At 38.3% G+C, this 22,021-nt stretch carries 19 protein-coding genes; 11 read left to right on the top strand and 8 right to left on the bottom strand.

What is annotated here, in order from left to right:
• Positions 1-75 precede the first annotated feature (75 nt).
• The gene (locus tag LDM93_RS03860) at positions 76-2,586 is read left to right on the top strand and encodes a cation-transporting P-type ATPase (protein WP_223890753.1); all 2,511 of its coding nucleotides are present in this window, start codon (positions 76-78) and stop codon (positions 2,584-2,586) included.
• A gap of 27 nt (positions 2,587-2,613) precedes the next feature.
• On the opposite strand, the gene LDM93_RS03855 is transcribed toward LDM93_RS03860, so the two are convergent.
• Complete coding sequence (locus LDM93_RS03855) at positions 2,614-5,208, bottom strand: HAD-IC family P-type ATPase (RefSeq protein WP_223890752.1); 2,595 nt, start codon at positions 5,206-5,208, stop codon at positions 2,614-2,616.
• Positions 5,209-5,383: 175 nt separating this feature from the next.
• Here LDM93_RS03855 and LDM93_RS03850 point away from each other — a divergent pair, with 175 nt between their 5' ends.
• The 6 genes from LDM93_RS03850 to LDM93_RS03825 all read left to right on the top strand — a co-directional run bounded on the left by LDM93_RS03850 (position 5,384) and on the right by LDM93_RS03825 (position 11,584).
• The gene (locus LDM93_RS03850) at positions 5,384-6,244 is read left to right on the top strand and encodes a universal stress protein (protein WP_223890751.1); all 861 of its coding nucleotides are present in this window, start codon (positions 5,384-5,386) and stop codon (positions 6,242-6,244) included.
• A 45-nt stretch (positions 6,245-6,289) separates the two neighbouring features.
• Positions 6,290-6,622 (top strand): hypothetical protein, encoded by a 333-nt coding sequence (locus tag LDM93_RS03845; protein ID WP_223890750.1) that lies wholly within the window; start codon positions 6,290-6,292, stop codon positions 6,620-6,622.
• Positions 6,623-6,736: 114 nt separating this feature from the next.
• Complete coding sequence (gene ald / locus LDM93_RS03840; protein ID WP_223890749.1) at positions 6,737-7,876, top strand: alanine dehydrogenase; 1,140 nt, start codon at positions 6,737-6,739, stop codon at positions 7,874-7,876.
• On the top strand, positions 7,873-10,260 hold the full coding sequence (locus LDM93_RS03835; RefSeq protein WP_223890748.1) for a Lon protease family protein: 2,388 nt from the start codon (positions 7,873-7,875) through the stop codon (positions 10,258-10,260). Before ald ends, LDM93_RS03835 begins: the two co-directional genes overlap by 4 nt.
• Before the next feature lie 7 nt (positions 10,261-10,267).
• Positions 10,268-10,543, top strand: coding sequence for a DUF503 family protein (locus LDM93_RS03830; RefSeq protein ID WP_223891024.1), 276 nt, complete (start codon positions 10,268-10,270; stop codon positions 10,541-10,543).
• Positions 10,544-10,615: 72 nt separating this feature from the next.
• Positions 10,616-11,584 (top strand): S9 family peptidase, encoded by a 969-nt coding sequence (locus LDM93_RS03825; RefSeq protein WP_223890747.1) that lies wholly within the window; start codon positions 10,616-10,618, stop codon positions 11,582-11,584.
• A gap of 77 nt (positions 11,585-11,661) precedes the next feature.
• Here the strand turns inward: LDM93_RS03825 and LDM93_RS03820 are convergent, their stop codons facing one another.
• From LDM93_RS03820 to LDM93_RS03805, 4 genes are all read right to left on the bottom strand, one after another.
• Complete coding sequence (locus tag LDM93_RS03820) at positions 11,662-12,300, bottom strand: hypothetical protein (RefSeq protein ID WP_223890746.1); 639 nt, start codon at positions 12,298-12,300, stop codon at positions 11,662-11,664.
• Positions 12,301-12,316: 16 nt separating this feature from the next.
• Complete coding sequence (locus LDM93_RS03815) at positions 12,317-12,805, bottom strand: Mut7-C RNAse domain-containing protein (RefSeq protein WP_223890745.1); 489 nt, start codon at positions 12,803-12,805, stop codon at positions 12,317-12,319.
• Positions 12,805-13,053: a hypothetical protein gene (locus LDM93_RS03810; protein ID WP_223890744.1), complete on the bottom strand. Its 249-nt coding sequence runs from the start codon at positions 13,051-13,053 to the stop codon at positions 12,805-12,807. Before LDM93_RS03810 ends, LDM93_RS03815 begins: the two co-directional genes overlap by 1 nt.
• A 102-nt stretch (positions 13,054-13,155) precedes the next feature.
• On the bottom strand, positions 13,156-13,911 hold the full coding sequence (locus LDM93_RS03805; protein ID WP_223890743.1) for a glycerophosphodiester phosphodiesterase family protein: 756 nt from the start codon (positions 13,909-13,911) through the stop codon (positions 13,156-13,158).
• Positions 13,912-13,948: 37 nt separating this feature from the next.
• Here LDM93_RS03805 and LDM93_RS03800 point away from each other — a divergent pair, with 37 nt between their 5' ends.
• Entirely contained in the window at positions 13,949-15,226 is a 1,278-nt protein-coding gene (locus tag LDM93_RS03800; RefSeq protein ID WP_223890742.1) for an MFS transporter, read from the top strand.
• On the opposite strand, the gene LDM93_RS03795 is transcribed toward LDM93_RS03800, so the two are convergent.
• A complete protein-coding gene (locus LDM93_RS03795) occupies positions 15,227-16,486 on the bottom strand; it encodes a 1-acyl-sn-glycerol-3-phosphate acyltransferase (protein WP_223890741.1) in 1,260 nt (419 codons plus the stop codon). It abuts the gene before it with no gap.
• Positions 16,487-16,592: 106 nt separating this feature from the next.
• Here LDM93_RS03795 and LDM93_RS03790 point away from each other — a divergent pair, with 106 nt between their 5' ends.
• The 3 genes from LDM93_RS03790 (at position 16,593) to LDM93_RS03780 (ending at position 19,514) form a co-directional block, all read left to right on the top strand.
• Positions 16,593-17,888 (top strand): nodulation protein NfeD, encoded by a 1,296-nt coding sequence (locus tag LDM93_RS03790; RefSeq protein ID WP_223890739.1) that lies wholly within the window; start codon positions 16,593-16,595, stop codon positions 17,886-17,888.
• 3 nt (positions 17,889-17,891) lie between these two features.
• Entirely contained in the window at positions 17,892-18,653 is a 762-nt protein-coding gene (locus LDM93_RS03785; protein ID WP_223890737.1) for a slipin family protein, read from the top strand.
• A 75-nt stretch (positions 18,654-18,728) separates the two neighbouring features.
• Positions 18,729-19,514 (top strand): alpha/beta hydrolase, encoded by a 786-nt coding sequence (locus LDM93_RS03780; protein ID WP_223890736.1) that lies wholly within the window; start codon positions 18,729-18,731, stop codon positions 19,512-19,514.
• Here the strand turns inward: LDM93_RS03780 and LDM93_RS03775 are convergent.
• Both LDM93_RS03775 and LDM93_RS03770 read right to left on the bottom strand, forming a co-directional pair.
• Positions 19,504-21,459, bottom strand: coding sequence for a fused protease/ribonucleoside-triphosphate reductase (locus LDM93_RS03775; RefSeq protein WP_223890735.1), 1,956 nt, complete (start codon positions 21,457-21,459; stop codon positions 19,504-19,506). The two genes, LDM93_RS03780 and LDM93_RS03775, sit on opposite strands and share 11 nt — an antisense overlap.
• Positions 21,443-21,958, bottom strand: coding sequence for a type 1 glutamine amidotransferase domain-containing protein (locus LDM93_RS03770; protein ID WP_223890734.1), 516 nt, complete (start codon positions 21,956-21,958; stop codon positions 21,443-21,445). The genes LDM93_RS03775 and LDM93_RS03770 overlap by 17 nt, the downstream gene beginning before the upstream one ends.
• Positions 21,959-22,021: the final 63 nt, after the last annotated feature.

The raw sequence follows: 22,021 nt of genomic DNA, 5'->3' as shown, positions 1-22,021 counted from the left end.
TTACAGTAACTTTCTTAGATAATTATTACAAATAAAATATGTTACACTAATGTAGATGAAATACAGGAAGAACCAATGACTATTCCAGAGTATCCCCATTTTGAAACGATTGAGTCCTTAGCCCAAAAAATGGAAATTTCCAAAGAAGGTTTAAGCACAGATGACGCAAAAAAAAATCTTTCCATTTATGGTTTGAATGAGATAAAAGAAAAAAAACATAATCTTTTTATACTCTTTCTTTTACAGTTCAAAAGTCCTTTGGTCTATGTACTGGTAATAGCAGTAATGCTTTCTCTTTTTTTAGGAAATATACATGAAGGTGTGCTGATACTGATTATACTTTTGCTTAATGCACTTATAGGGTTTTGGCAGGAGCTTAAAGCGCTTAGTTCCATTAAAGCACTAAAAAAACTTACAGAAAGCAAAACAAAGGTCAAACGTGATAATAAGGTAGTTGAGATCTCTTCCTCTGAACTTGTTCCCGGAGATGTGATTATCCTGTCAGAAGGAGATATAGTACCTGCGGATATACGTCTGTTTGATACCAATGGATGTGTCATCGATGAATCGATCCTTACAGGAGAGTCTATACCTGTGGAAAAAGATGCAAAACTCACTTTGCCCAAAGAGACGCTTCCCTATGAAATGGATAATATGGCACTCTCAGGCACTACAGTAACCAAAGGAAATGCAGAAGGTTTTGTCGTATTTACCGGACAAAAAACGTACTTGGCATCTATTTCTACTAAAGCTGAAGAGGAGTCCCGTGAGACACCATTGAGCAAAGCATTGGAAGTTTTTATTAAAAAACATATGGTTGTTGTATTTATCATGATCTTTATCATTGCTATGCTCTCCTTTTTTGAAGGTAGAGAGATCGTTGAAGTCACTTATCTGGTCATCGCTTTGCTGGTTGCTTCTGTACCAGAAGGTTTGCCTATTGTCATCACGTTGGTCCTTACTATAGGGGCTATGGCACTGAGTGTGAGAAAAGTCTACATACGTCATTTACCCTCGGTTGAAACTTTAGGCAGTACTACAGTTATCGCTTCAGATAAAACTGGGACCATCACGCAGGGTAATCTTAAAGTAGAAGAAGTCTTTTCACTCCATGATACTTTTTCTCAAACCGTTTCAGCACTTGCGAATGAATCTATAGAAGGCAAGGGTGATCCTGTTGATACAGCCCTTGCACTCTGGGTCGGTAATGCGTATGAAGATATACGTGAGAAATACCCGCGAGTCAACCTCTATCCTTTCGATTCCAAGCATAGATTGATGGCAAGTTCAAATATGATCGAGAAAGAGCATAAAGTTTTTGTCAAAGGTGCCTTTGAATCTCTCAAGCAGTTTGCTACGAATCAGGATGATTTTAGCATACTTGAAAAAGAGCATGATAGACTGGCTTCGAACGGTTTAAGGGTGATAGCCTTAGGTATGGGAGAACATACGACGGATGATATAGAAAAATGGCAAATTGAAATCGTTGGACTGGTAGGGTTTATAGATCCTCCTAAAGAAGGTGTTCTAGAGGCAGTACATATAGCACAAAAAGCAGGAGTCAAAGTTATGATGATCACAGGGGATAATGCACTAACTGCCGCTGCTATTGCTAAATCTGTCAATATTTACAAAGAGGGAGATTTAGTTGTTACGGGTAAAGAACTCAACGACATGGATAATGAAACACTTGAAAGAATCTTGCCAAAGGTCACTGTGTGGGCAAGAGTACTTCCTGAGCACAAGTACCGCATCGTCAAGGCACTTCAAAAACAAGGAGAGATCGTTGCAGTCACAGGAGACGGTGTCAATGATGTACCTGCACTCAGGGCTGCTGATTTAGGAATAGCTATGGGAGAGGGAACAGACGCGGCAAAATCTACTGCAAATATGGTACTTGCAGATAATAATCTTTCTGTTATTGTTGAAGCGATAAAACAGGGACGTTCTATTGCCAATAATATCCGAAAAACGATCTATTTTCTACTCTCTACATCTTTGGATGAAGTGATTCTCATTACAGGTGCTATTTTGATGGCGTTACCGTTACCACTTTATCCTATACAAATTTTATGGATCAATCTCGTTGCCAATAGTGCTTTGGATAAAACATTTCCTTTTTTAAAAGATGAAGAGGATGTGATGAATAGGGCCCCAAGCAAACTACATGAACAATTTTTAGATAAAGTACAGCTTTTACGTGTACTTTATGTTGTTTTTGTCATCAGTCTGGGTGCACTCTTTTTATATATTTGGATGCTGGAGCACTACACAAAAGAGTATGCAGTCTCCACAATTTTCACAGCTTTCATTATGGCCACATGGATGAATGGTCTGCAGTCACTCAAGGAGCATGAACCTTTTTTGAAAAATATTAAAAAATCACTACAGATCAACCCGTATATTTTTTACGGTATAAGTATAGGAATCATCCTACAGCTATGTGCTATTTATCTGCTTTCAGAAGTATTTCACACACTGCCACTAAATTCTGATTCATTAATGATAATAGGGATAATGGCACTATGGGTATTTACTATGATCGAAATACGTAAGTGGGGTGAGTATTTCTGGAAAAGTAGGTAAAATTGAAAAAGAAATTGCATCAATAGATTATGCATATCTCTTTTTTAACATCAACCACTTATCAGCTTCCATTACAATAACCAATCCTATAGCAATGATTGCAAGTTCCAGCCATAGATCAAACGAGACAGGTTGTGTAGAGAGTACGTTTTGCATAAACGGTATGTGCATACAGGCTATATGTAAAAGCTGTGTAAAGATAACCCATAAAATCAAAAACATACTACTTCTATAGCCAATTTTATGTAGAAAATTAATCTCGGTTCTGGCATTAAAGACATGTACATTTTCAAATAGAACCATAAGAAGCAAAATAATGTTCCTTGCACTCTCTACACTCTCTCCACCTTGTAGTAAAAAATAAAAAAGTACAAAAGAGGTGATACCTATATAGAGACCACCAACAAAGATACGTCTAAGCATGAGCCGGTTAAAGATAGGTTCTTTAGGTGACCTAGGTTTTCTTTGCAAGAGTCCTGGTTCAGCTTTTTCCAATCCAAGTATCACATCTTCTATTCCATTGGTCACAAGATTGAGCCATAAAAGTTGTACAGGAAGCAGAGGTAAAGGCATTCCTGTAATAAAAGAAAGCATCACCAGGACCAATTCTGAAAACCCCGTTGATATCAGCAGATAGATCACTTTCCGGATGTTATCATGTGCTCGTCTTCCTTCTTCGATTCCATTAACGATAGAAGCAAAGTTATCATCCGTTAAAATAAGATCACTGGACGCTTTGGCAATATCTGTACCACTTTCACCCATTGCAACACCAATGTTGGCATGTCTAAGGGCAGGGGCATCATTGACACCGTCTCCTGTGACTGCAACATAGTGTCCAAGGGATTGATACGCTATAACGATCTTCATTTTTTGTGCGGGTGTAACACGGGAAAAAACGCTTTTATCTTTTAGATCTTCTGCTTTGGAGCCATTGTCTTCCCATGTTCGTAACTCTTTTTCGCTCATAACTTCTTCATGAGAAGCGGCAATGCCAAGCTCTTGTGCAATGCTTAGTGCTGTATTGGGATGATCTCCTGTGACCATGACTACTTTGATACCCGCTTCTTGAGCTTTTTTAATAGCTTCGGGACTCTCTTCTCTCACAGGATCAATAATGGCAACAAAGCCAAGATAGGTAAAATTTTTCAGGTTAATAGAAGATTCATCTGATGACTCTTTATATGCAAGTGCAATCGTTCTGTATCCTTTAAGGGCCCATGCATCTACCTCTGATAAGATATCTTTTTTCTCTTCTTGTGTGATATTACAGTGTTCAAGTACTGTTTCAGGCGAACCTTTGCTAAATTGAAAAATCGTATCATCAAGTTCCATCATCACTGCAGAAAAACGGTTGATAGGTTCATAAGGTATCTCATCTATTTTTCTGTATGATCTTGCACTTGTTATGTAAGATTCATCTGCATTTGCAGCAAACTGTGCCAAGGCGATATCTACCTGATCACCCAAAAAATCAACCTTGCCTTCTTGAGAAAAATCATAACGTATTTCATTACAGAGAATAGAAGCGAGATAGACTTTATCATGGGCTTCATGTAATGTATTGGTGTCATAGACTTGACTTTGTGAGATGAAGTACTCCACACTGAGCCTGTTTTGTGTGAGTGTTCCTGTTTTATCACTGGCTATCAGTGTACAGGCACCCAGTCCCTCTATGGCAGCTAATTTACGTATAATGACATTTTTTTTAGACATGGATAAAGAAGCGGATGTCAAAGCCACAGTAATGGCTACAGGCAGACCTTCAGGTATGGTAGAAACCGCAAGGGCAACGGAAAAAAGAAAGAGTGCATAAAACTCCATCCCTTTGAGTAAACCTACTGTAAAAAGTACTACTACCATAATAGCTATGGCAATAGAAATAGTAAAAGAGAGCTTTTCCATTTTTTCAACCAAAGGTATTTTGGCTTTACTTTTTTTACTAAGCAACTGCGCTATCTTACCGGCTTCGGTATCTTGACCTATAGCTGTCACAACACCCATCCCTCTACCACTGGAAATATAGGTACCTGCAAAGAGCATATTTTTTCGCTCTGGAATGAGAAGATCTTCATTAGCGCTGACAAAGAGTGCATCTTTATTCACATCAATGGATTCTCCTGTAAGTAATGATTCATCTACCATGAGGTTGTTAGTCTCAACCATTCTGACATCAGCACCCACTTTGGTACCAGGTTCAAAGATCAGTATATCCCCTGTAACAATTTGTCGGCTATCCACTTCCTGTATCTCACCATCTCTTAGCACCATGACACTGGTTTTGATAAGATTTTGCAGATGTTTTGCTTTTTGCGATGCAGAATACTCTTGATAGGTTCCAATAACTGCATTAAGAAGTAAAACAAGTAGTATAAAACCTGCATCTGTATACTCTTGGATAATGAGTGCCATGAATGTTGCTATAAGCAAAACATAGATGATCGGACTCTTAAATTGTTGGAGAAAATGTCCTAAGAGTGACATGTCAGGCTTTGAAGGTAAAATATTTAGACCATATTTTTCCTGACGCTCAAGGACTGTATCCCCTGTCAAGCCAGAATGAGTGGATTCTAAAATTGAAAATGTCTGTTCAATCGTTTTAGTATGAAAATTGATGTTCAACCTCTTTTTATGACTAAGATCTAGCACATATTTATTTCAAATATAATCTATTTTACACTCTTTATTTTAACAATTTCATTAATATGTTTGAGTTGCTTTATTAAGTTTTTTAATAGTAGAATATAAATAGTTACATACAATGTATGTTTTAAAACTTTAGAAAGAGGTGTATATCATGAAAGAATTAAAAAGAGTACTGGTAGGGTTAGATGTTACTGAGAAATCAAATAATGTTTTAAAAAGAGCTTTAAGTATAGCCAATGAACACAAAGCTGATCTGTTTATTGTTCATGCTGTACGTACACCTTGGGTTGGAGTACCAAGTTATTTTGGTGGTCAAGATATTGATATAGATAAAGAGGGTATCACTCAAAATATAGAAAAAAAGATCAAGACATTGAACCGAGAGTTTAAAGTCAACTGCTTTGTCTTTGTAAAAGAAGGTAATGCAGAAGATATCATACTCTATGAATCAAAATTAAATCAAACTGATATGATCGTCATAGGTGCGCATAGTAAGGCAAAAGGGAAAAAAGGTTTCTTAGGTACGACAGCACAAAAAGTAGCACATCTAAGTCATTTGCCTGTGTTGATCGTTAAAAACAGTGCAAAAACCCCCTATAATAACATCATAGCACCAACAGACTTCGGAATGCAATCAAAGCAAAGTATTTTATTTGCAAAAGATATCTTTCCAAGTGCAAAAATAAATGTAGTCAATGCTTTTGATACCATCTATATGGAAGGACCTTATGCTGTAGTAGGTCGTGATCTATCACAATATAATGAAGTCGCAAAATCTTGTGCCAAAAGTGATTTAAAAAAATTTATGGAAGATGTATCTGTCAAAAAGGGTAAAGTGATCGATGGTGAACTCTATACGAAAGAGACACTGGTCAATTATATCAAGGAGGGGTCGTATGACCTTGTAGTCGTCGGATCTCGCGGTACAGTAGGATTGAATGCTTTATTGGGAAGTGTGGCAAATTATATTTTAAGAGAAACTTCAAAAGATATCTTGATATATGTACCGTAGAACCACACCATGATAGAATTGTATATTTAAACTAAGGAGTAGAGTATGAAAAAGAGAGATGATCTGGACTTTAATGAATTTGAGAAAATATTAAAAGAGAAATTAGCACATATTGAAAGTAATATTGAACAGCTTCGATCAGAGCTTGAGAGTGTCGGAACTGATGATGGGATTAATGATATGGAAGATCTTGCATCACTTCAAAGTCTCAGCAGTAAAGACAATACTCTTTTAGATCAGCAGGAAAATGAGCTGAAAGAGACGCTCCATGCACTTGGAAAAATAAAAAATGGAACTTTCGGAATTTGTGAAGAAAGTGCAAAACCGATACCTGAGGAGCGCTTAAGAATCAACCCTATTGCTAGAACCAAGGTTTAGTATAAAATTAAAGAATTGCATCATAAATAGTGATTGTTTTATTTTGTCTCATGTTAAGTGTATATGAAAAAAATATTTAAGTGAATTTACATTAGAGAGAAGGGAAATTTTCAAATGAAAATTGGTATTCCAAAAGAGATGAAGAGTAAGGAATATAGAGTAGGGATGATCCCCTCTGGTGTAAGGTTACTTGTAGAAAGTGGACATGATGTCTATATACAAAAGAATGCTGGAGAGAAAAGCGGATTTCCTAATAGCGAGTATAAACAAGCCGGTGCTGTGATCCTTGAAGATTCCAAAGAGATATTTGAGAACTGTGAAATGATCGTTAAAGTGAAAGAGCCCCTGCCAGAGGAGTATGATCTTTTAAAATCTGGACAAATACTCTTTACCTTTCTACATCTTGCTCCCAATAAAAAGTTAACAGAGATACTGCTTGAAAAAAAAGTGACAGCCATAGGCTATGAAACAGTTGAAGATAATGGAAGATTGCCTCTACTTTCACCCATGAGTCAAATAGCGGGCAGAGTCGCTCCCATGGTTGCAAGTTATTTTCTTTCAATGCATAATAAGGGAATGGGTACATTGATAGGCGGTTCAACCGGTATACTTCCTTCCAAAGTTTTGGTCATCGGTAGTGGGACTGTAGCAAAAAATGCAACCAAAATTGCATCAGGAATGGGTGCGGATGTTATAGTGATGGGAAGAAATCCACATAGTATGAAATCGATTGAAGAGTCTATGAGTGCAAATGTCTCAACCCTTTACTCCAATGCTTATAATATGGAAAAGGTCTTGCCTTTAGTAGACATTGTTATTTGTGCTGTTTATGTCACTGGTGAAAAAACACCGCAACTCATTACTAAAAAAATGCTTTCTTACTGTAAAAAAGGAGCAGTGTTGGTTGATGTTGCTATTGATCAGGGAGGATGTATAGAGACTTCCAGACCTACAACCCATGATGACCCTGTTTTTGAAGTTGATGGTGTGCTCCACTATTGTGTAGCCAATATACCTGGGGATTATCCTCTAACTGCCACTCAAGCATTGTCAAATGCAACGATACCCTATATAAAGAAGATGGCAGATATGGGGTGGAAGAATGCATGTTTAAAAGATGAAGCCATATACAGCGGTGTTAATGTTGCAGGTGGATTTGTGACTGACGAGGCTGTAGCTAATGCACACAAAATGGACTACCATATGTTAAAAGATATCCTGTACCATTGTACAGAATTTGGAGATACACTATGATGAAACCACTTAGTACTGAAAAACTTTATAACCATTGTGATTTAGCGTTGTTTGATTTTAAAACAACAGATGAGCTTGAAGAACTTGATGAGATCATAGGGCAGCGCAGAGCACTTAAAGCCATCAGTTTTGGTATAGGTATCAAAAAAGAGGGATACAATCTTTATGCGATGGGAAAACTTGGCAGCGGAAAACATACAGTGGTAGAAAAGTTTATCCAGAGTAAGGCAAAAGATGAAAAGAAACCAGGTGACTGGTGTTATGTCAATAATTTCGAAGACCCTAGAAAACCGATCTATCTTAAGCTTGAAGCTTCTATGGGCGTACAGCTTAGAAAGGATATGCTAGAGCTTATAGAAGAATTACAAACTGTCATTCCCTCTATATTTGAAAGTGAAGAGTATCGTATACAAAAACAGGCAATTATAGATAAACTGACCGAGGCTAAAGAGAAATCTCTCCTAGAATTGAAAGAGAGAGCCAAAAAGAATGATATTTATATCAACTACACTCCAGCAGGCTATACACTTTCACCTATGAGCGATGATGGAAAAGTACTTGGGAAAGAAGAATATCAAGCACTCAGTACGCAAGATAAAGAGCATATACAGGAGAAAATACTTACATTTAGGAATGAACTGGAAAATATCGTTCAAGATATTGTGATAGAGAGTAAAATACAGCAAAAAGAGATTCGAGAACTTGAAAGAAAAATGACAAAAAAAGCTGTAGATGCAAGTATTGATGAATTAAAGGGCAAGTATCAAGATTATGAAAAAGTCGTAGCCTATTTAGAGAATGTTGAAGAAGACATTATAGATAATTCACAAGATTTTTTAATTTCTGCTCAAAACAATCTTGCAACTATGGGAATGAACTATGCCAAACAAAGTGGTATTTTTAACAGATACAATGTCAATGTCATCGTAGCACATAAGGATGTAGAGGGTGCACCCATCGTTTATGAGAATAATCCAACCTACACAAATTTATTTGGTGAAATCGAGCACATGGCACAAATGGGCGCACTTGTAACCGATTTCAATCTGATCAAAGCTGGAGCATTGCATAAAGCGAATGGAGGATATCTGATATTAGATGCTTCAAAGGTATTAATGCAGCCATTTGTTTGGGAAGGACTTAAAAGGATGCTGAAATCTTCCGAGATCCGTATAGAGCCGCTTGCTCGTTCATTGAGTTTGATAAGTACGCTTTCTTTGGAGCCTGAGACCATTGAACTGGATATAAAGATCGTACTTATAGGCGATAGATTACTCTATTATCTCCTATATAATTATGATCCTGAATTTAGGGAACTCTTTAAGATCAATGCTGATTTTGAAAATGAGACAGACAGGAATGATGATAATATTCAGCTTTATGCCAGAATGATAGGTATGATAGCAAGAGATAATGGCCTTTTACCATTGGATAAACAGGCAGTTGGCAAGGTGATCGAATACAGTTCTCGTATGGCTGAGGACAGCCAAAAACTCACCACACATTTAGCAGGTTTAAGTGATCTGATACATGAGGCTGACTTTATCGCTTCTCAAGAACATATGGATCATATTTCAAAAGTACAGATAGATCAAGCCATTATGGAGAAGATAGAAAGATCAGACAGGATCAAAGATAAGATGTATGAAGCGATCCAGAGAGGAACCATACTGATAAAGACAGAAGGATCTGCTATAGGTCAGATCAATGGTGTTGCTGTACTTGATCTTGGAAACTTCTCTTTCGGTAATCCTTCAAAGATCACAGCACTCACTCGACTGGGTAAAGGCGGTGTGATAAATATAGAAAGAGAAGCAAAGCTCAGCGGTCCGACCCATGATAAGGGGATGATGATCCTTTCATCTTATTTGGCGGCTACCTATGCAAAAGATTTCCCTTTAAGCATAACCGCAACACTGGTTTTTGAACAATCCTACGGAAGAATTGATGGTGATAGTGCTTCATGTGCAGAGCTCTTTGCGTTACTCTCTTCATTAAGCGATGTAGCGCTCGATCAGTCCATTGCAGTGACCGGCTCAGTCAATCAAAATGGTCAGGTTCAGGCAGTAGGGGGGATCAATGAAAAAATAGAAGGTATTTATGATATCTGTAGTTTAGTCAATGGTCAAAAAACGCATGGTATTATCATTCCTGCATCCAATGTCAAGCATTTGATGTTGAAAGAAGAAGTGTTGGAAGCAGTAAAAAATGATACCTTTAAGATCTATGCTATTGAGAGTGTGAATGAGGGCTTGGAGATACTCACAGGTAAAGTAAGCGGTACAAAAGATGCAAACGGTCATTTCCCAAAAGAGAGTATCAATTACCTTGTAGAAGAGAAGTTGAAGCTTTTTGCCAATAAGAGCAAACAAAAAAAGATATGAGAGACTTATGATCATCTGTAGCTGTATCCTTCATCTGGAACTACCATATGTCCAATCACTCAAAGGACGAAGAAGTGTCACCAACAGTATGAAAGAAAAGCTTAAGGCATTTAATCTGTCAGTGATGGATATAAGTGGTGAGTATGCTAAAGAGGCTGATATTGCTTTTGTTTTTCTCTCTCCAAACTCTCTTAAATCTACACAATATCGTGAAAAGATCGAACAAATGCTTGAGAGGAATTTTTCAGAATATCACTTTGAACTGGAGTATGAAGAGATTTGAATTCACGGAATAAATTTCAAAGCTTTATAAAAGGATGATGTGATGATAAATAGCCAACATCAAGATTAAGAAATGAAAGTTTCACTCTTTGCAATTGCAAAAGTAATTTTACTCGGACTACTTTCCATCTTTTTGATACTTTTTCTAGTCTTTGGTAGCTGGGTACTTTGGGAGCGAAACCGTGATGCCCTGGCAGGCATCGATTTTTACTCTGGTAAAGTTGAACTCTCTCATGATATTAGATATAACCTAACACTAGATGAGATTCCTGAACGGACATACCGCCATATTGTTTTGACAACGGAATACCTGGGAAATATCAAAGCAATTATTTCTGAGCCGACAGTTATTCCTAAGGAAGGGATTCCTGTTGTCATTATTTTGGGTGGTCTTGAAGTAGATGCAGATATTTTTAGACTCATACATGATCCGGGAGAAAATATTTATGTCATCTTTAAATATCCTTACACACCGGAGTATTGGTATGAAGGCACACCAATTGTTGAGATCCCCGTGATTAGAAAATCGATGTTGAACGTACCGGCTCAAGTAGTGGCCTTACATAAATGGGTGTCCAAACAACCGTGGACAGAGAAAGGGCGTGTTACATTTGCAGGTTTTAGCTTTGGTGCGATGTTTTTACCAGCGATCTACCATCTGGCTGACAGCCATGATGAAGTACTAAATCCAGGTGTTATCGCCTATGCAGGTGCAGACATATCTGATCTTCTCTACATGAATATGGATAAAATTGATTCGCCATGGCGCTCAATTGCTGCATTGCTTGGTGAAACGGCTATCTATAGTATAGAACCAGTACGTCATTTACCCTATATGAATAATGAATTTCTTCTCATCAATGGTACAAGAGATGATCAGGTCTCAAGATACAGTTGGGAAAAGCTGCATCGAATGGTACCGCAGCCTAAAACGGTTGTGATTCTTGATGAAGGTCATATGCATCCACGTAAACCTGAATTGACAAAAAAATTAGTAAAGATCAGTAGGGAGTGGCTGAGAGAAAGAGGACTGATCAATTAGCAGGCAGTAAATTCTTTAAAGACCAGTAGATGATTTGGATAGTATTTTGCCCCATATGATGTTTTGAATATTAGTTCTTATTTGGTATGCTCAGAATTGTGAAAGTAATAAAGAAAAATACCTAGCCCTGTGAGAAATCCTGTGAGAAATAGATACCACGGAAAGTGGGTTGGGAGACTCTGCTCAATCACAGATACACCAGGGATAATAAATGAAATGATAATGAGAAGTGCTGCAATAAGTTCAAACACTATAAAACCTTTACCAAACTGAAAAAAGTATTTTTGATGGTTGCGCATCAGTATGGTCGTACCGGCATAGATAAATCCGAGGGAGACAAGGATTGGTGCCCAGACCGGTCCAACCCACGGCGAAGGGATCAGAAAAAGTATATCCCAAGTATTCACCTTTTCTGGCCAGTTTAGAAGCAGTTTCAAAAATATATAGTAAAAGATGTCCCATAGTCCAAAGAGTACGAGAAAAGCTGCGAAACGGCTTTGCAGTCTCTTGTACGTCAGAGATACAGTTGCCCAGAGTATGAGCAGTGTTGCTGCTTCACGGAGTACTTCGGTCAACAGTATACGATCTTGAATTATGACCAAAGGAAATGCAAAACCTTCGGGATAATATATTTCCCGCAGATATACAACGACAGCTGACTCCATATATCCAAAGGTTACACCCCATATTATCAACCACAATAGCTGTTTTGACATTATCATCCTTTATTTGTTAAGACTCCAATACCTGATCCAAATACGCCTTCATACGTCGGTAATGATCACCACGCCAGTAGATACGATCACATTTAGGACAGTATTCAAAATAATTAAAATACTTTTTGACCTTTTCTGGCAGTCTTTCTATAATCTTTTCCTTGTCAATCGTTTGTAGTGGAGTGTTGCAGACGATACATCGGCTGAAGGAAGCAGGGTGTTCTTTTAGCTTATACAAGTCTATCAGTAATTTTAGCTGTGATTGAGTCTCTTTGGGCTCTAAAAAAAATACTGGAGCATTTTTACGTTGAGAAAGGCAACGGTCTCTGGTAAGAATAGTGCGATCCTCATTTTTTGCTAGTTGAAGCAGCGCATCATCTTCTATATGGGGAAAGTAAAGCGTGTCGATACCCATAAGTCGAAGAAATTTTGCCAGCTTTCCAAGATGGCAATCAGCGATGAACTTTATGCTGTTATTTTTAGCAAAATTATGGGAATACTGCATTACTTGCGAGGTGTTTCCTCTACGCGAGCTGCCCATTTTGAAAGATCCGTTGGCACATCATCCAGTTCATTTTTGAGTTGATCCCATGCTGCATAGTCAGTATCAAAAGCAGCTACATCTTCTGCAGCCAGTTCCGCACTGGCATATTCACCAAGCAGTTCTTCCCCCATCCAGAGTTGATAAAGCAAATGGCTTATCTGCCGTATTTCAAAGGTTCCAATGTTCGTATTATAAATATAATTTTTCATCTAAGATCTCCACAACTTTATTTAAAGGACGCATCTAAATTCTTAAAATCATACATGATCTTTAGCGGTACCTTTAATTTATTTTAGCACAAAAATAATACTCTACACTAAATAATCGGTAAAAACACCATTGACATCCCAGTCAAATAGCTTCTTTCGCCGCTCAGTTTTATTGACCGTAAACACATTGACAAAAAAGCCTGCTTCTCTTAATGAGAACACAATTTTTTGGTTGGTGATCTTATCATCAGGATGATAGGCATCCACTTGCAAAGTATGAAGATAATCGATGAGATTATCTGGATGTTTATGTGTTTGTAAAGCAGCAGTGGGAATCTGTGGAGAGAGTTTTTTGCACATGGGAAGATAATGATGATAAAAGGATGAAAGAAGCACTAAATGCTCGGTTTGTGTTTTTTTAATCATATCGATAATAATTTTAACAACCATATCATCTGCAAAAGTGTTTGACATATCTTTGATCTCAACATTTATAAAAAGATGCTCTTCTTTTGCAAACAGGAGTGCTTTTCCCAAAGTAAGAATCGGTTCATACCCGTGATTAAACCAACTGCCAAAATCGAGGCTTTGAAGTTCCTTCAGTGTGAAATCAGAGACTCTCCATGGCGTACGATCTTTAAATTTTTCTATGTTTGAGACATCACTGGTTCGACTAAGAGTATCATCATGGATGATCACAGGTACCAAATCTTTTGTAAGCTGTACATCAATTTCGATAAAGTCACATTTACCGATACATGACCTAATTGCACTTAATGTATTTTCCGGTTTTTGTGAGCGGTCACCCCGATGTGCTGCGATAAGATTTGGCTTTTTAAAAAGTTCTAGAAAATTCATAATCTCTATTTTATCCAAAATAGGTCATGATGTAGCTATGGAAAAAAGTACAAACAGAAGCATCTATGCATGGGCATTTTATGATTGGGCAAATTCTGCATATGTCACAACCATCATAGCAGGGTTTTTTCCCATTTTTTTCAAAGGGTACTTTAGTGCAAATGTTGATGTCACTGTTAGTACAGCGCAACTTGGTTTTGCCAATTCTATTTCGAGTTTGTTCATTGTACTCATCGCTCCTTTGCTTGGTGCTATAGCTGATGCAGGTGGGTTGAAAAAGAGGTTTTTGTTTCTTTTCGCCTATCTTGGGATCTTAATGAGTGCAGCACTCTCTTTTGTTGATAAGGGTGCCTGGGAAGCAGCTGTATTTGTTTATGCACTTGGAAATATAGGTTTTATGGGTTCAAACATCTTTTATGATGCACTTTTACCGTCAGTGGCTGAAGAGAAAAAGGTGGATTTCGTTTCCGGACTTGGATTTGCGTTAGGATATCTTGGAGGGGGAATACTTTTTTCACTTAATATTTGGATGTATCAGGATCCTTCTTTTTTTGGACTTAGCAGCATTATAGAAGCTGTGCAGATATCTTTTATATCTGTTGCTTTGTGGTGGATGCTCTTTTCTCTACCTCTGTTTTTATTTGTGAAAGAAAAGAAACCTGTAAAAGATAAAAGAACGGTTGAAATCATATTAGAGGGATACCGTAGAGTTGCTGAGACGATCAGAATGATTAAACATCTCAAAGGGCTGCTACTTTTTTTGATGGCTTATTGGCTGTATATAGATGGAGTAGATACAATTATAAGAATGGCAGTAGATTATGGAATGGCAATAGGTTTAGATGCAAAGAGCTTGGTTCTATCACTTTTGATTGTGCAGTTTGTCGGTTTCCCTGCAACTCTTGTTTTTGCCAAACTGGCCCAAAATTGGGATACAAAAAAAGCGATTCTTTTAGCCATATGTATCTATCTTATTATCACATTCTGGGCAGCATTCATGGATGAGATCTATGAATTTTATATATTGGCAACAATGATTGCATTAGTGCAGGGAGGTATTCAGGCGTTGAGCCGATCATACTATACCAAGATGATACCCGATGAATATGCGGCCGAGTTTTTTGGATTTTATAATTTTTTGGGGAAAACTGCCGCGATCTTAGGACCATTTTTGATCGGGATGGTTGCTTTGATCACTGAGAATTCCAGAGTAGGTATCGCTTCTGTGGCTATCTTTTTTATCCTAGGTGCAATACTGCTTATGAAAGTGGATGCAAACAAAGCTGCAGATGAAGTGCGCACCAGACTTAGTTGATCAACGATACAGAGGATGTTTGATCATCTCCTTATGTATCGCTTCTTTGACTTTGCTTACAAGCTCATCATAGCTTAGTCCTTTTGGATAGATGGGATCTAGGTATTTGATGATGACAGGTGCAGGTCTTGGAAAAATTTTACCTGCGGGCATCGCTTCAAATGTGCCATCCAGTACAACTGGCACCACAGGAATATCAAGTTCGATCGAAAGGATCGCAAAAAATTTTTTAAACTCTAAAAGTTCTCTGTCCCGTGACCTTGCTCCTTCTGGAAATACAACAAGATTTTGTCCACTTTTTAACGGAAGAGTACTTTTTTGCATAGAGGCTTTAAGATCTTTGTTGACATTGATAAGAATAGTTTGGGAGTTTTGTATGACAGGTCGCATGATCTTTGTACCAAAAACTGCCTGATAAGCTAGAAAAAATGTTTTTTTCAAAACATCATAGGGCAAAGCAGCAGCAAGTATAAAACCATCGAGCATACTCTGATGACTTGGTGCGATGATGCATGGCTGCTTTGGAAAGTTTTCAAAGCCTGAGACCTTTAGTGAAAAGTAAATTTTATACAAGGGTAAGAAAAACGTTTTATATATCATGATAGGCAGGGGAGAGTAGTTAAGATCAAAGCTGATCTTTTCATTTAAAATAGTTTTCCAGTTTATATCGCTAATAGTGATTTTTTGTTTTTTTTCATTGACATACTTGCAGAGTGCATTCAGTATCAACATCTGCGAAAACTGTGCTTCGTCAATATCTACACCGAAACAATTCTCTATAAAAGTAAAAAGCTCAATATAGTTCAGCGAGTCAAGATGAAGATCGAGTTCAAGATGGGATAATGGTGTGATAGGCTCGGCAGTAAGGGTAGAGAGAAAAAGCTTGATACTTTGATAGACTTTATCTTTAGGCTCAGCTTCCAGATTTTTACTACGCAGTGCTTCTTCTTTCATGAACCGTTCAAGTTCAGATCTTTTCACTTCTCCTTTGTCATTCTTTGGAAGAGGTGTTTGTACGATTTGATAGCCTTTGATTTTTTGATCTTTTGGGGCTTTGATGTTATAGAGTTCTACTGCATACCATTTTATCTCATTTTCAAGACGTATGATCTTACACTCTTTAGCTTCCTGAAAATTCGGATAGATGAGCGCAAAGAGTTGATTGTTGTGCATAAAGACTGCAAGCTCTTTGACCACATTTGATAGCTTCAGGATAGTTCTTTCAATCTTAAGAATATTAATTTCTTTATGATTATTCATGTCAATAGTATACCTATTTTTTGAATTATGATACTTGACTTTCATTTTGCTTATTGGGTATTATAGATTTTAGTTATCTTTAATGCTTGATGAGAGGTGAATTAAGATGAAACGCTTGCTTTTTTTGTTGCTTATAACAATTTTGCCACTTTTTTCTAGCACTTCAACTATCATAAAATTAGAGATAAAAGGTACAGTGGGACCTGCAAGCAGTAACTATCTTAAAGAAGGTATGGCAACTGCAGAGCATCACAATGCCCAGATGATATTGATCGAACTGGATACACCTGGAGGTCTCTCTACTTCTATGCGTGAGATGATACAGGTGATCACAAACAGTACACTTCCTGTGATCACCTATGTCTCTCCAAAAGGTGCAAGGGCTGCAAGTGCGGGAACATATCTTCTTTATGCTTCACATATTGCAGCCATGGCACCCGGAACAAACCTTGGTGCTGCTACTCCTGTTAGTCTGATGCCCACGCCTATGACTGCAGATGCTAACGCAACCAGTCCCACTACGCTTGAGAAAAAAGCGATCAATGATGCCATTGCTTACATCAAAAGTCTCGCTGAATTAAATGATCGTAATATTACATGGGCAATAGAGGCGGTTAAAGAGGCTAAAAGTATTTCTGCCAAAGATGCGTTGCGTTATGATGTAATCGATCTGATGGCTGAAAATAGCACTGAGCTATTGAATAAACTTGATGGAACAACACTTACTGTTTCCGGGAAAGAGATTACACTCAGAACAAAAAATGCAGTGATACAAACGTTTAAACCTGACTGGAAAACACAATTCTTATTGACTATTACCAACCCAAATATTGCCTATATGCTCTTGCTTATAGCCATATATGGGATCTTTTTTGAATTGATGAATCCAGGTGCCATATTCCCAGGAGTGATCGGGGTCATATCAGGGGTGATCTCCTTGTATGCATTAAATATGCTTCCTTTTAATTATGCGGGATTGCTGCTGATACTCTTAGGGATTGCATTGATGGTTGCTGAAGTGTTGATCACAGGATTTGGCATTTTAGGGATAGGTGGGGTCGCTGCTTTTGCCTTTGGTTCACTGCTTCTTTTTGATGCCGATACACTGGGAAGTGGCGTTTCCATTCCACTTATCATAGCCTTCTCCTTGGTGAGTCTGGTTTTTTTCATCTTTGTGATACGTTTCCTTATCAAATCCAGATCTGTCAAAATAGTAACCGGTGCAGATGAGATGGTCGGTTCTATTGCCGAAGTCCTTGAATCATCAGAAAAAAGATATCGTGTGCGTTGCCATGGTGAAGTATGGTATGCTGAATCTAAGAGTGACCTTGAAATCGGTCAAAAAGTGCGTGTAGAGAGTCTATCAGGATTGGTTCTGCACGTCAATCCAATAAAGGAGTAAATTATGTTACCTATACTACCAATGACCACCGTCTATATCGTGATGATACTGATTATTTTTCTGGCTGCTGCCATTCGAATCTTACGTGAATATGAGCGTGGTGTAATTTTTACACTTGGTCGCTTTACTGGGGTGAAAGGCCCAGGTCTGATCATATTGATACCGTTTATACAGAGAATGGAACGGGTGGACCTACGTATTATTGTTTTGGATGTACCAGAGCAAGATGTTATTTCTCATGATAATGTTTCTGTGAATGTCAATGCAGTAGTCTACTTTCGTGTAGTTGACCCTGAAAAAGCGATTATACAGGTAGAGAATTTTTATGCTGCTACCAGCCAGCTTGCGCAGACGACTCTACGTTCCGTCCTGGGTCGACATGAACTTGATGAAATGCTTGCAGAACGGGAACAATTGAATTATGATATACAGGAGATACTTGATAAACAGACTGATACTTGGGGGATCAAAATCTCCAATGTTGAGATCAAGCATGTAGACCTTAATGAAAGCATGGTACGTGCCATTGCTAAACAGGCAGAAGCGGAACGGGAACGTCGTGCGAAAGTGATCAATGCCAAAGGAGAACTTGAAGCAAGTAAAAACCTTGTTGAAGCGGCTAAAATTCTTAGCGACAATCCTCATGGAATACAATTACGTTACCTGCAGACTTTGAGTGATATATCCAATGATAAAACAAATACAGTGATCTTCCCGTTCCCGACAGATCTACAGCAGTTTATGAAGGGAATCGTAAAAGAGTAGCTTAATCATACATACTTCTTGATGGTTACTTTTTTAACAAGGATTGCTACATCTTAATGCATAAGGGATCATAGTATGATGGAGAATGCAATAAAGGGTAGAAAAATGGTTTCATTTATAGCTGTATTGAGTATCGCTTACGTGCTCATGTGTTTTTTACTTTTTCTCTTTCAACGACAGATGATTTACTTGCCTACTTCTGAGGTAAGTGTTCGGGATACTGCATATACTGTACTAGATACAGGTGAAGTACGTATCAAGGTATGGACACTTAACCCGGGCAAAGAGAAAGCGCTTATCTACTTTGGAGGTAATGCTGAGAACGTTGCATACAATATCGATGATTTTCGAACACTTTTTGCCGACCGTACAGTCTACCTCGTCAACTACCGCGGTTATGGAGGCAGTAGCGGATCTCCGTATGAAGAAGGCTTGTACAGTGATGCATTGTTTGTTTACGATCATTTTATTAAACAGCATAGTGCACTCTCGACCATGGGTCGAAGTATAGGAGGGGCTGTAGCAACATACTTGGCTTCCAAACGTGATGTAGATAAGCTTATTCTTGTGACACCTTTTGATAGTGCGGTAAGTGTAGGTAAAAAACTCTACAGATTTTTTCCGATGGATCTCATCGTGAAAGAACGATTAGATTCGGCTGGAAGAGCTAATAAGATCACTACAGACACATTGATCATAGTTGCAGCTAATGACAGGATAATACCTTATGAAAATACCCAAAATCTTATCGATTCTTTTAAGTATAGAGAGATTGAAGTTGTGAGACTCAGTGATGTAGGGCATAACACTGTACATCATCATCCTGATTACAAAAAGGTCATTGCATCATTTATGAGATAGTTTTGTTATTGGCAAAAGTGTTCCAGTCAATAGAGGGCATCTCTGCAAGACGTGCTTCATATTGCTCTTTTGTTAACCCTTCATACGGCATTTGGTTATAAGCACCCGTATCAGAGTGTGGCAGCATTGAGACCGACTTGATGAGTGGCACAAACTGTCTCAGCATGTCATCGATTTGGGGACCTTCTGTATTTGGATCAAAATATATAGTACAACTTACCATATTATCACTCCATTCGCTCTGTAACATTGCTAAGATGGAAAACTGCTCCCATGCAGAAACAAGCGTTGCATTTCTTGTTTTGCCATGATCTACAGGAAATTCAAAAACAGTTGTATTGGCAGTAGAACGGTCATTTTCATAGGGTACACCTGCTGTCTTTAGTACCTTACAGATAAGAGATGTGTTACCGACCCGCATCCTGCGTATTGCATATTGAAATGTTGGAAAGTGCATACCTGCACTACAGCCTACTAATTGGCTGATAGTACCTGAAGGTTTAACAGTTGTGACCCTGATCGATACAGGAATATCTGCTTCTGATGCTAATTTTTGATTCACTGCACGAACAAGAGTATAACCTTTTCTCAGTCTGCGTGTGAGCTCTGTTTTGCCATAGATATCAAGCATATCTGCAATACCGGAAATACTGACGCCTATTCTACGATTTCGTAACATGATTTTGTTTGTCTCAGGACGATGTGTTGGTAGCAAAGAGACTGTTGAAGCATAGAAAGTCGCATACTCTAATGCTTCATAAAATTCATCCTCATTGACACAGCGTGACGGAAAGACTTCAGAGAGATTACAGAGTTCAAAACTCTCTAAAGGAATTTCAGAGCAGGGGTTTGCTAGCGATGCACTGTCTTTGGATTTGTCACCGTAACGTGCATATTTTTGAACATTCATCAGGTTCATGATGCCCGGTTCTCCATTGTCACGAATATGTTTTGCGATCTGTGGAAGTGTTTTAAAATCTTCAGTACCTTCCAATATAACCGTATTGTTTGATATCCAGCCGATATCGGCACGCTCTGGATTTTTAGTATAATCTTTCAGTTCAAGAAAAGTTTTATCAGCTGCCGATCCAAGGGCTATCTCCGCACTTCTACGTACATTACCTGCAACGACACAAACACCGATTGCATTCATGACATCAGCAGTACAACGTGTCTGATCAATGTGACCTCTGCAATAGCTCTCTAGATAGTGCTCTATACGTTCATGCAGTGCCTTTAATGGGGCAGGACCCGATGCAGTACCGCCAAACCCGTGAATGATGGAACCTTTAGGACGGATCTTGCTATAGTCAAATGTAAACCAGATACCCCGTTTTGTATAGCTTTCAATCAGCAACCGTACTGAGGTTGCCCATCCTTCTCTACTGTCGGGTATGACATAGTAAGTGATTTTCTTTTTGTTGGGTATAGAAACATTTTCACCTTCCCATGCAGTATTGAAACCGACTCCAACACCGCACATCAGCATATCCATGGTCCATTCTGCTGCCAGCGAAAGATCTGTTGTATTTACGGCTCCACAATTATTTAACGCTGCACCTCCACGCTCATAAATGTACTCTGTACCCATGATCCATAAACCTCTTCCTGGTGGAAGCCACTTCATATCGAACATGGAGATAGCAAGTTTTTGAGCATAGCTTTGCCATTTTGCTTCATCCCAGACTAGAGAGTTCAAAACATAATGGTTTTTACGTATTGACATCACGCCATTGATTACACGAGTGACCGTATCGGCCCAATGCTCCTGGGAACCGTCAGATTTGATCCGACTGTAGGTACGGTAATAGACTGCCTCACCAAAGCCACCAAAACCGAACTTTGGCTTTTTGACAAGGAGTGCATGACAAAAATCTTTTTCTAGAGTGAACCGTTCTTTGACAACGTTTTTTGAGTGGAGTATTTCTTTATCTTTTGGACTCATAATATAAATACTCTTTAATAGCTTTCATAAAAGCATGCAGATCTGAAGGTTGTCTGGAAGTGATCAGATTTTTATCTACGACAACTTCTTCATCTTTATATATGGCACCGGCTTCTTTTAACTCATCTGCAATACTTTGATACCCTGTAGCAACTCTACCTTTCATTAAGCCTGCTGAAATGAGTATCTGGGGACCATGGCATATGGCTGCAACCAATTTATTATGATCAAAGAAGTATCGGGCGATCTCTAGCGCTTTTATATCTTTGCGTATCAAAGAAGGGCCTTTGCCTCCAGGGAGGATCAGTATATCATACTGTTCCGGATCCACTTCATTCAGTGTGATTGTGGGATATACATTAAACCCATGTTTCCCTTTTATAGCACCCTTATGCATAGAAGTGATGTCTACATCTATGCCCAGTTCTCGAAGGAACTGATAGGGTATTTTTAACTCACAGTCTTCAAAAAGGTCTGCACTGATGATCAAAGCTTTCATGTTTTCCTCCTCACACATTAAAGTGACAGGTTAAGAGTAGTATAGCATATTACGATATCTGAA

Origin of the sequence: Sulfurovum sp. TSL6 (genome assembly GCF_019972115.1) — a bacterium.
Classification (GTDB): domain Bacteria; phylum Campylobacterota; class Campylobacteria; order Campylobacterales; family Sulfurovaceae; genus Sulfurovum.
This window is presented reverse-complemented; position numbering and strand designations above follow the sequence as displayed.

Bases quoted from the DNA above. Each gene is read 5' to 3' on its own strand.
- LDM93_RS03785 (WP_223890737.1), top strand. From the start codon at position 17,892: ATGTTACCTATACTACCAATGACCACCGTCTATATCGTGATGATACTG.
- LDM93_RS03805 (WP_223890743.1), bottom strand. From the start codon at position 13,911: ATGAATTTTCTAGAACTTTTTAAAAAGCCAAATCTTATCGCAGCACAT.
- LDM93_RS03780 (WP_223890736.1), top strand. From the start codon at position 18,729: ATGATGGAGAATGCAATAAAGGGTAGAAAAATGGTTTCATTTATAGCT.
- LDM93_RS03810 (WP_223890744.1), bottom strand. From the start codon at position 13,053: ATGAAAAATTATATTTATAATACGAACATTGGAACCTTTGAAATACGG.
- LDM93_RS03835 (WP_223890748.1), top strand. From the start codon at position 7,873: ATGATGAAACCACTTAGTACTGAAAAACTTTATAACCATTGTGATTTA.
- LDM93_RS03830 (WP_223891024.1), top strand. From the start codon at position 10,268: ATGATCATCTGTAGCTGTATCCTTCATCTGGAACTACCATATGTCCAA.
- LDM93_RS03820 (WP_223890746.1), bottom strand. From the start codon at position 12,300: ATGTCAAAACAGCTATTGTGGTTGATAATATGGGGTGTAACCTTTGGA.
- LDM93_RS03825 (WP_223890747.1), top strand. From the start codon at position 10,616: ATGAAAGTTTCACTCTTTGCAATTGCAAAAGTAATTTTACTCGGACTA.
- LDM93_RS03775 (WP_223890735.1), bottom strand. From the start codon at position 21,459: ATGAGTCCAAAAGATAAAGAAATACTCCACTCAAAAAACGTTGTCAAA.
- LDM93_RS03845 (WP_223890750.1), top strand. From the start codon at position 6,290: ATGAAAAAGAGAGATGATCTGGACTTTAATGAATTTGAGAAAATATTA.
- LDM93_RS03860 (WP_223890753.1), top strand. From the start codon at position 76: ATGACTATTCCAGAGTATCCCCATTTTGAAACGATTGAGTCCTTAGCC.
- LDM93_RS03770 (WP_223890734.1), bottom strand. From the start codon at position 21,958: ATGAAAGCTTTGATCATCAGTGCAGACCTTTTTGAAGACTGTGAGTTA.
- LDM93_RS03795 (WP_223890741.1), bottom strand. From the start codon at position 16,486: ATGAATAATCATAAAGAAATTAATATTCTTAAGATTGAAAGAACTATC.
- LDM93_RS03790 (WP_223890739.1), top strand. From the start codon at position 16,593: ATGAAACGCTTGCTTTTTTTGTTGCTTATAACAATTTTGCCACTTTTT.
- LDM93_RS03800 (WP_223890742.1), top strand. From the start codon at position 13,949: ATGGAAAAAAGTACAAACAGAAGCATCTATGCATGGGCATTTTATGAT.
- LDM93_RS03850 (WP_223890751.1), top strand. From the start codon at position 5,384: ATGAAAGAATTAAAAAGAGTACTGGTAGGGTTAGATGTTACTGAGAAA.
- LDM93_RS03815 (WP_223890745.1), bottom strand. From the start codon at position 12,805: ATGCAGTATTCCCATAATTTTGCTAAAAATAACAGCATAAAGTTCATC.
- ald (WP_223890749.1), top strand. From the start codon at position 6,737: ATGAAAATTGGTATTCCAAAAGAGATGAAGAGTAAGGAATATAGAGTA.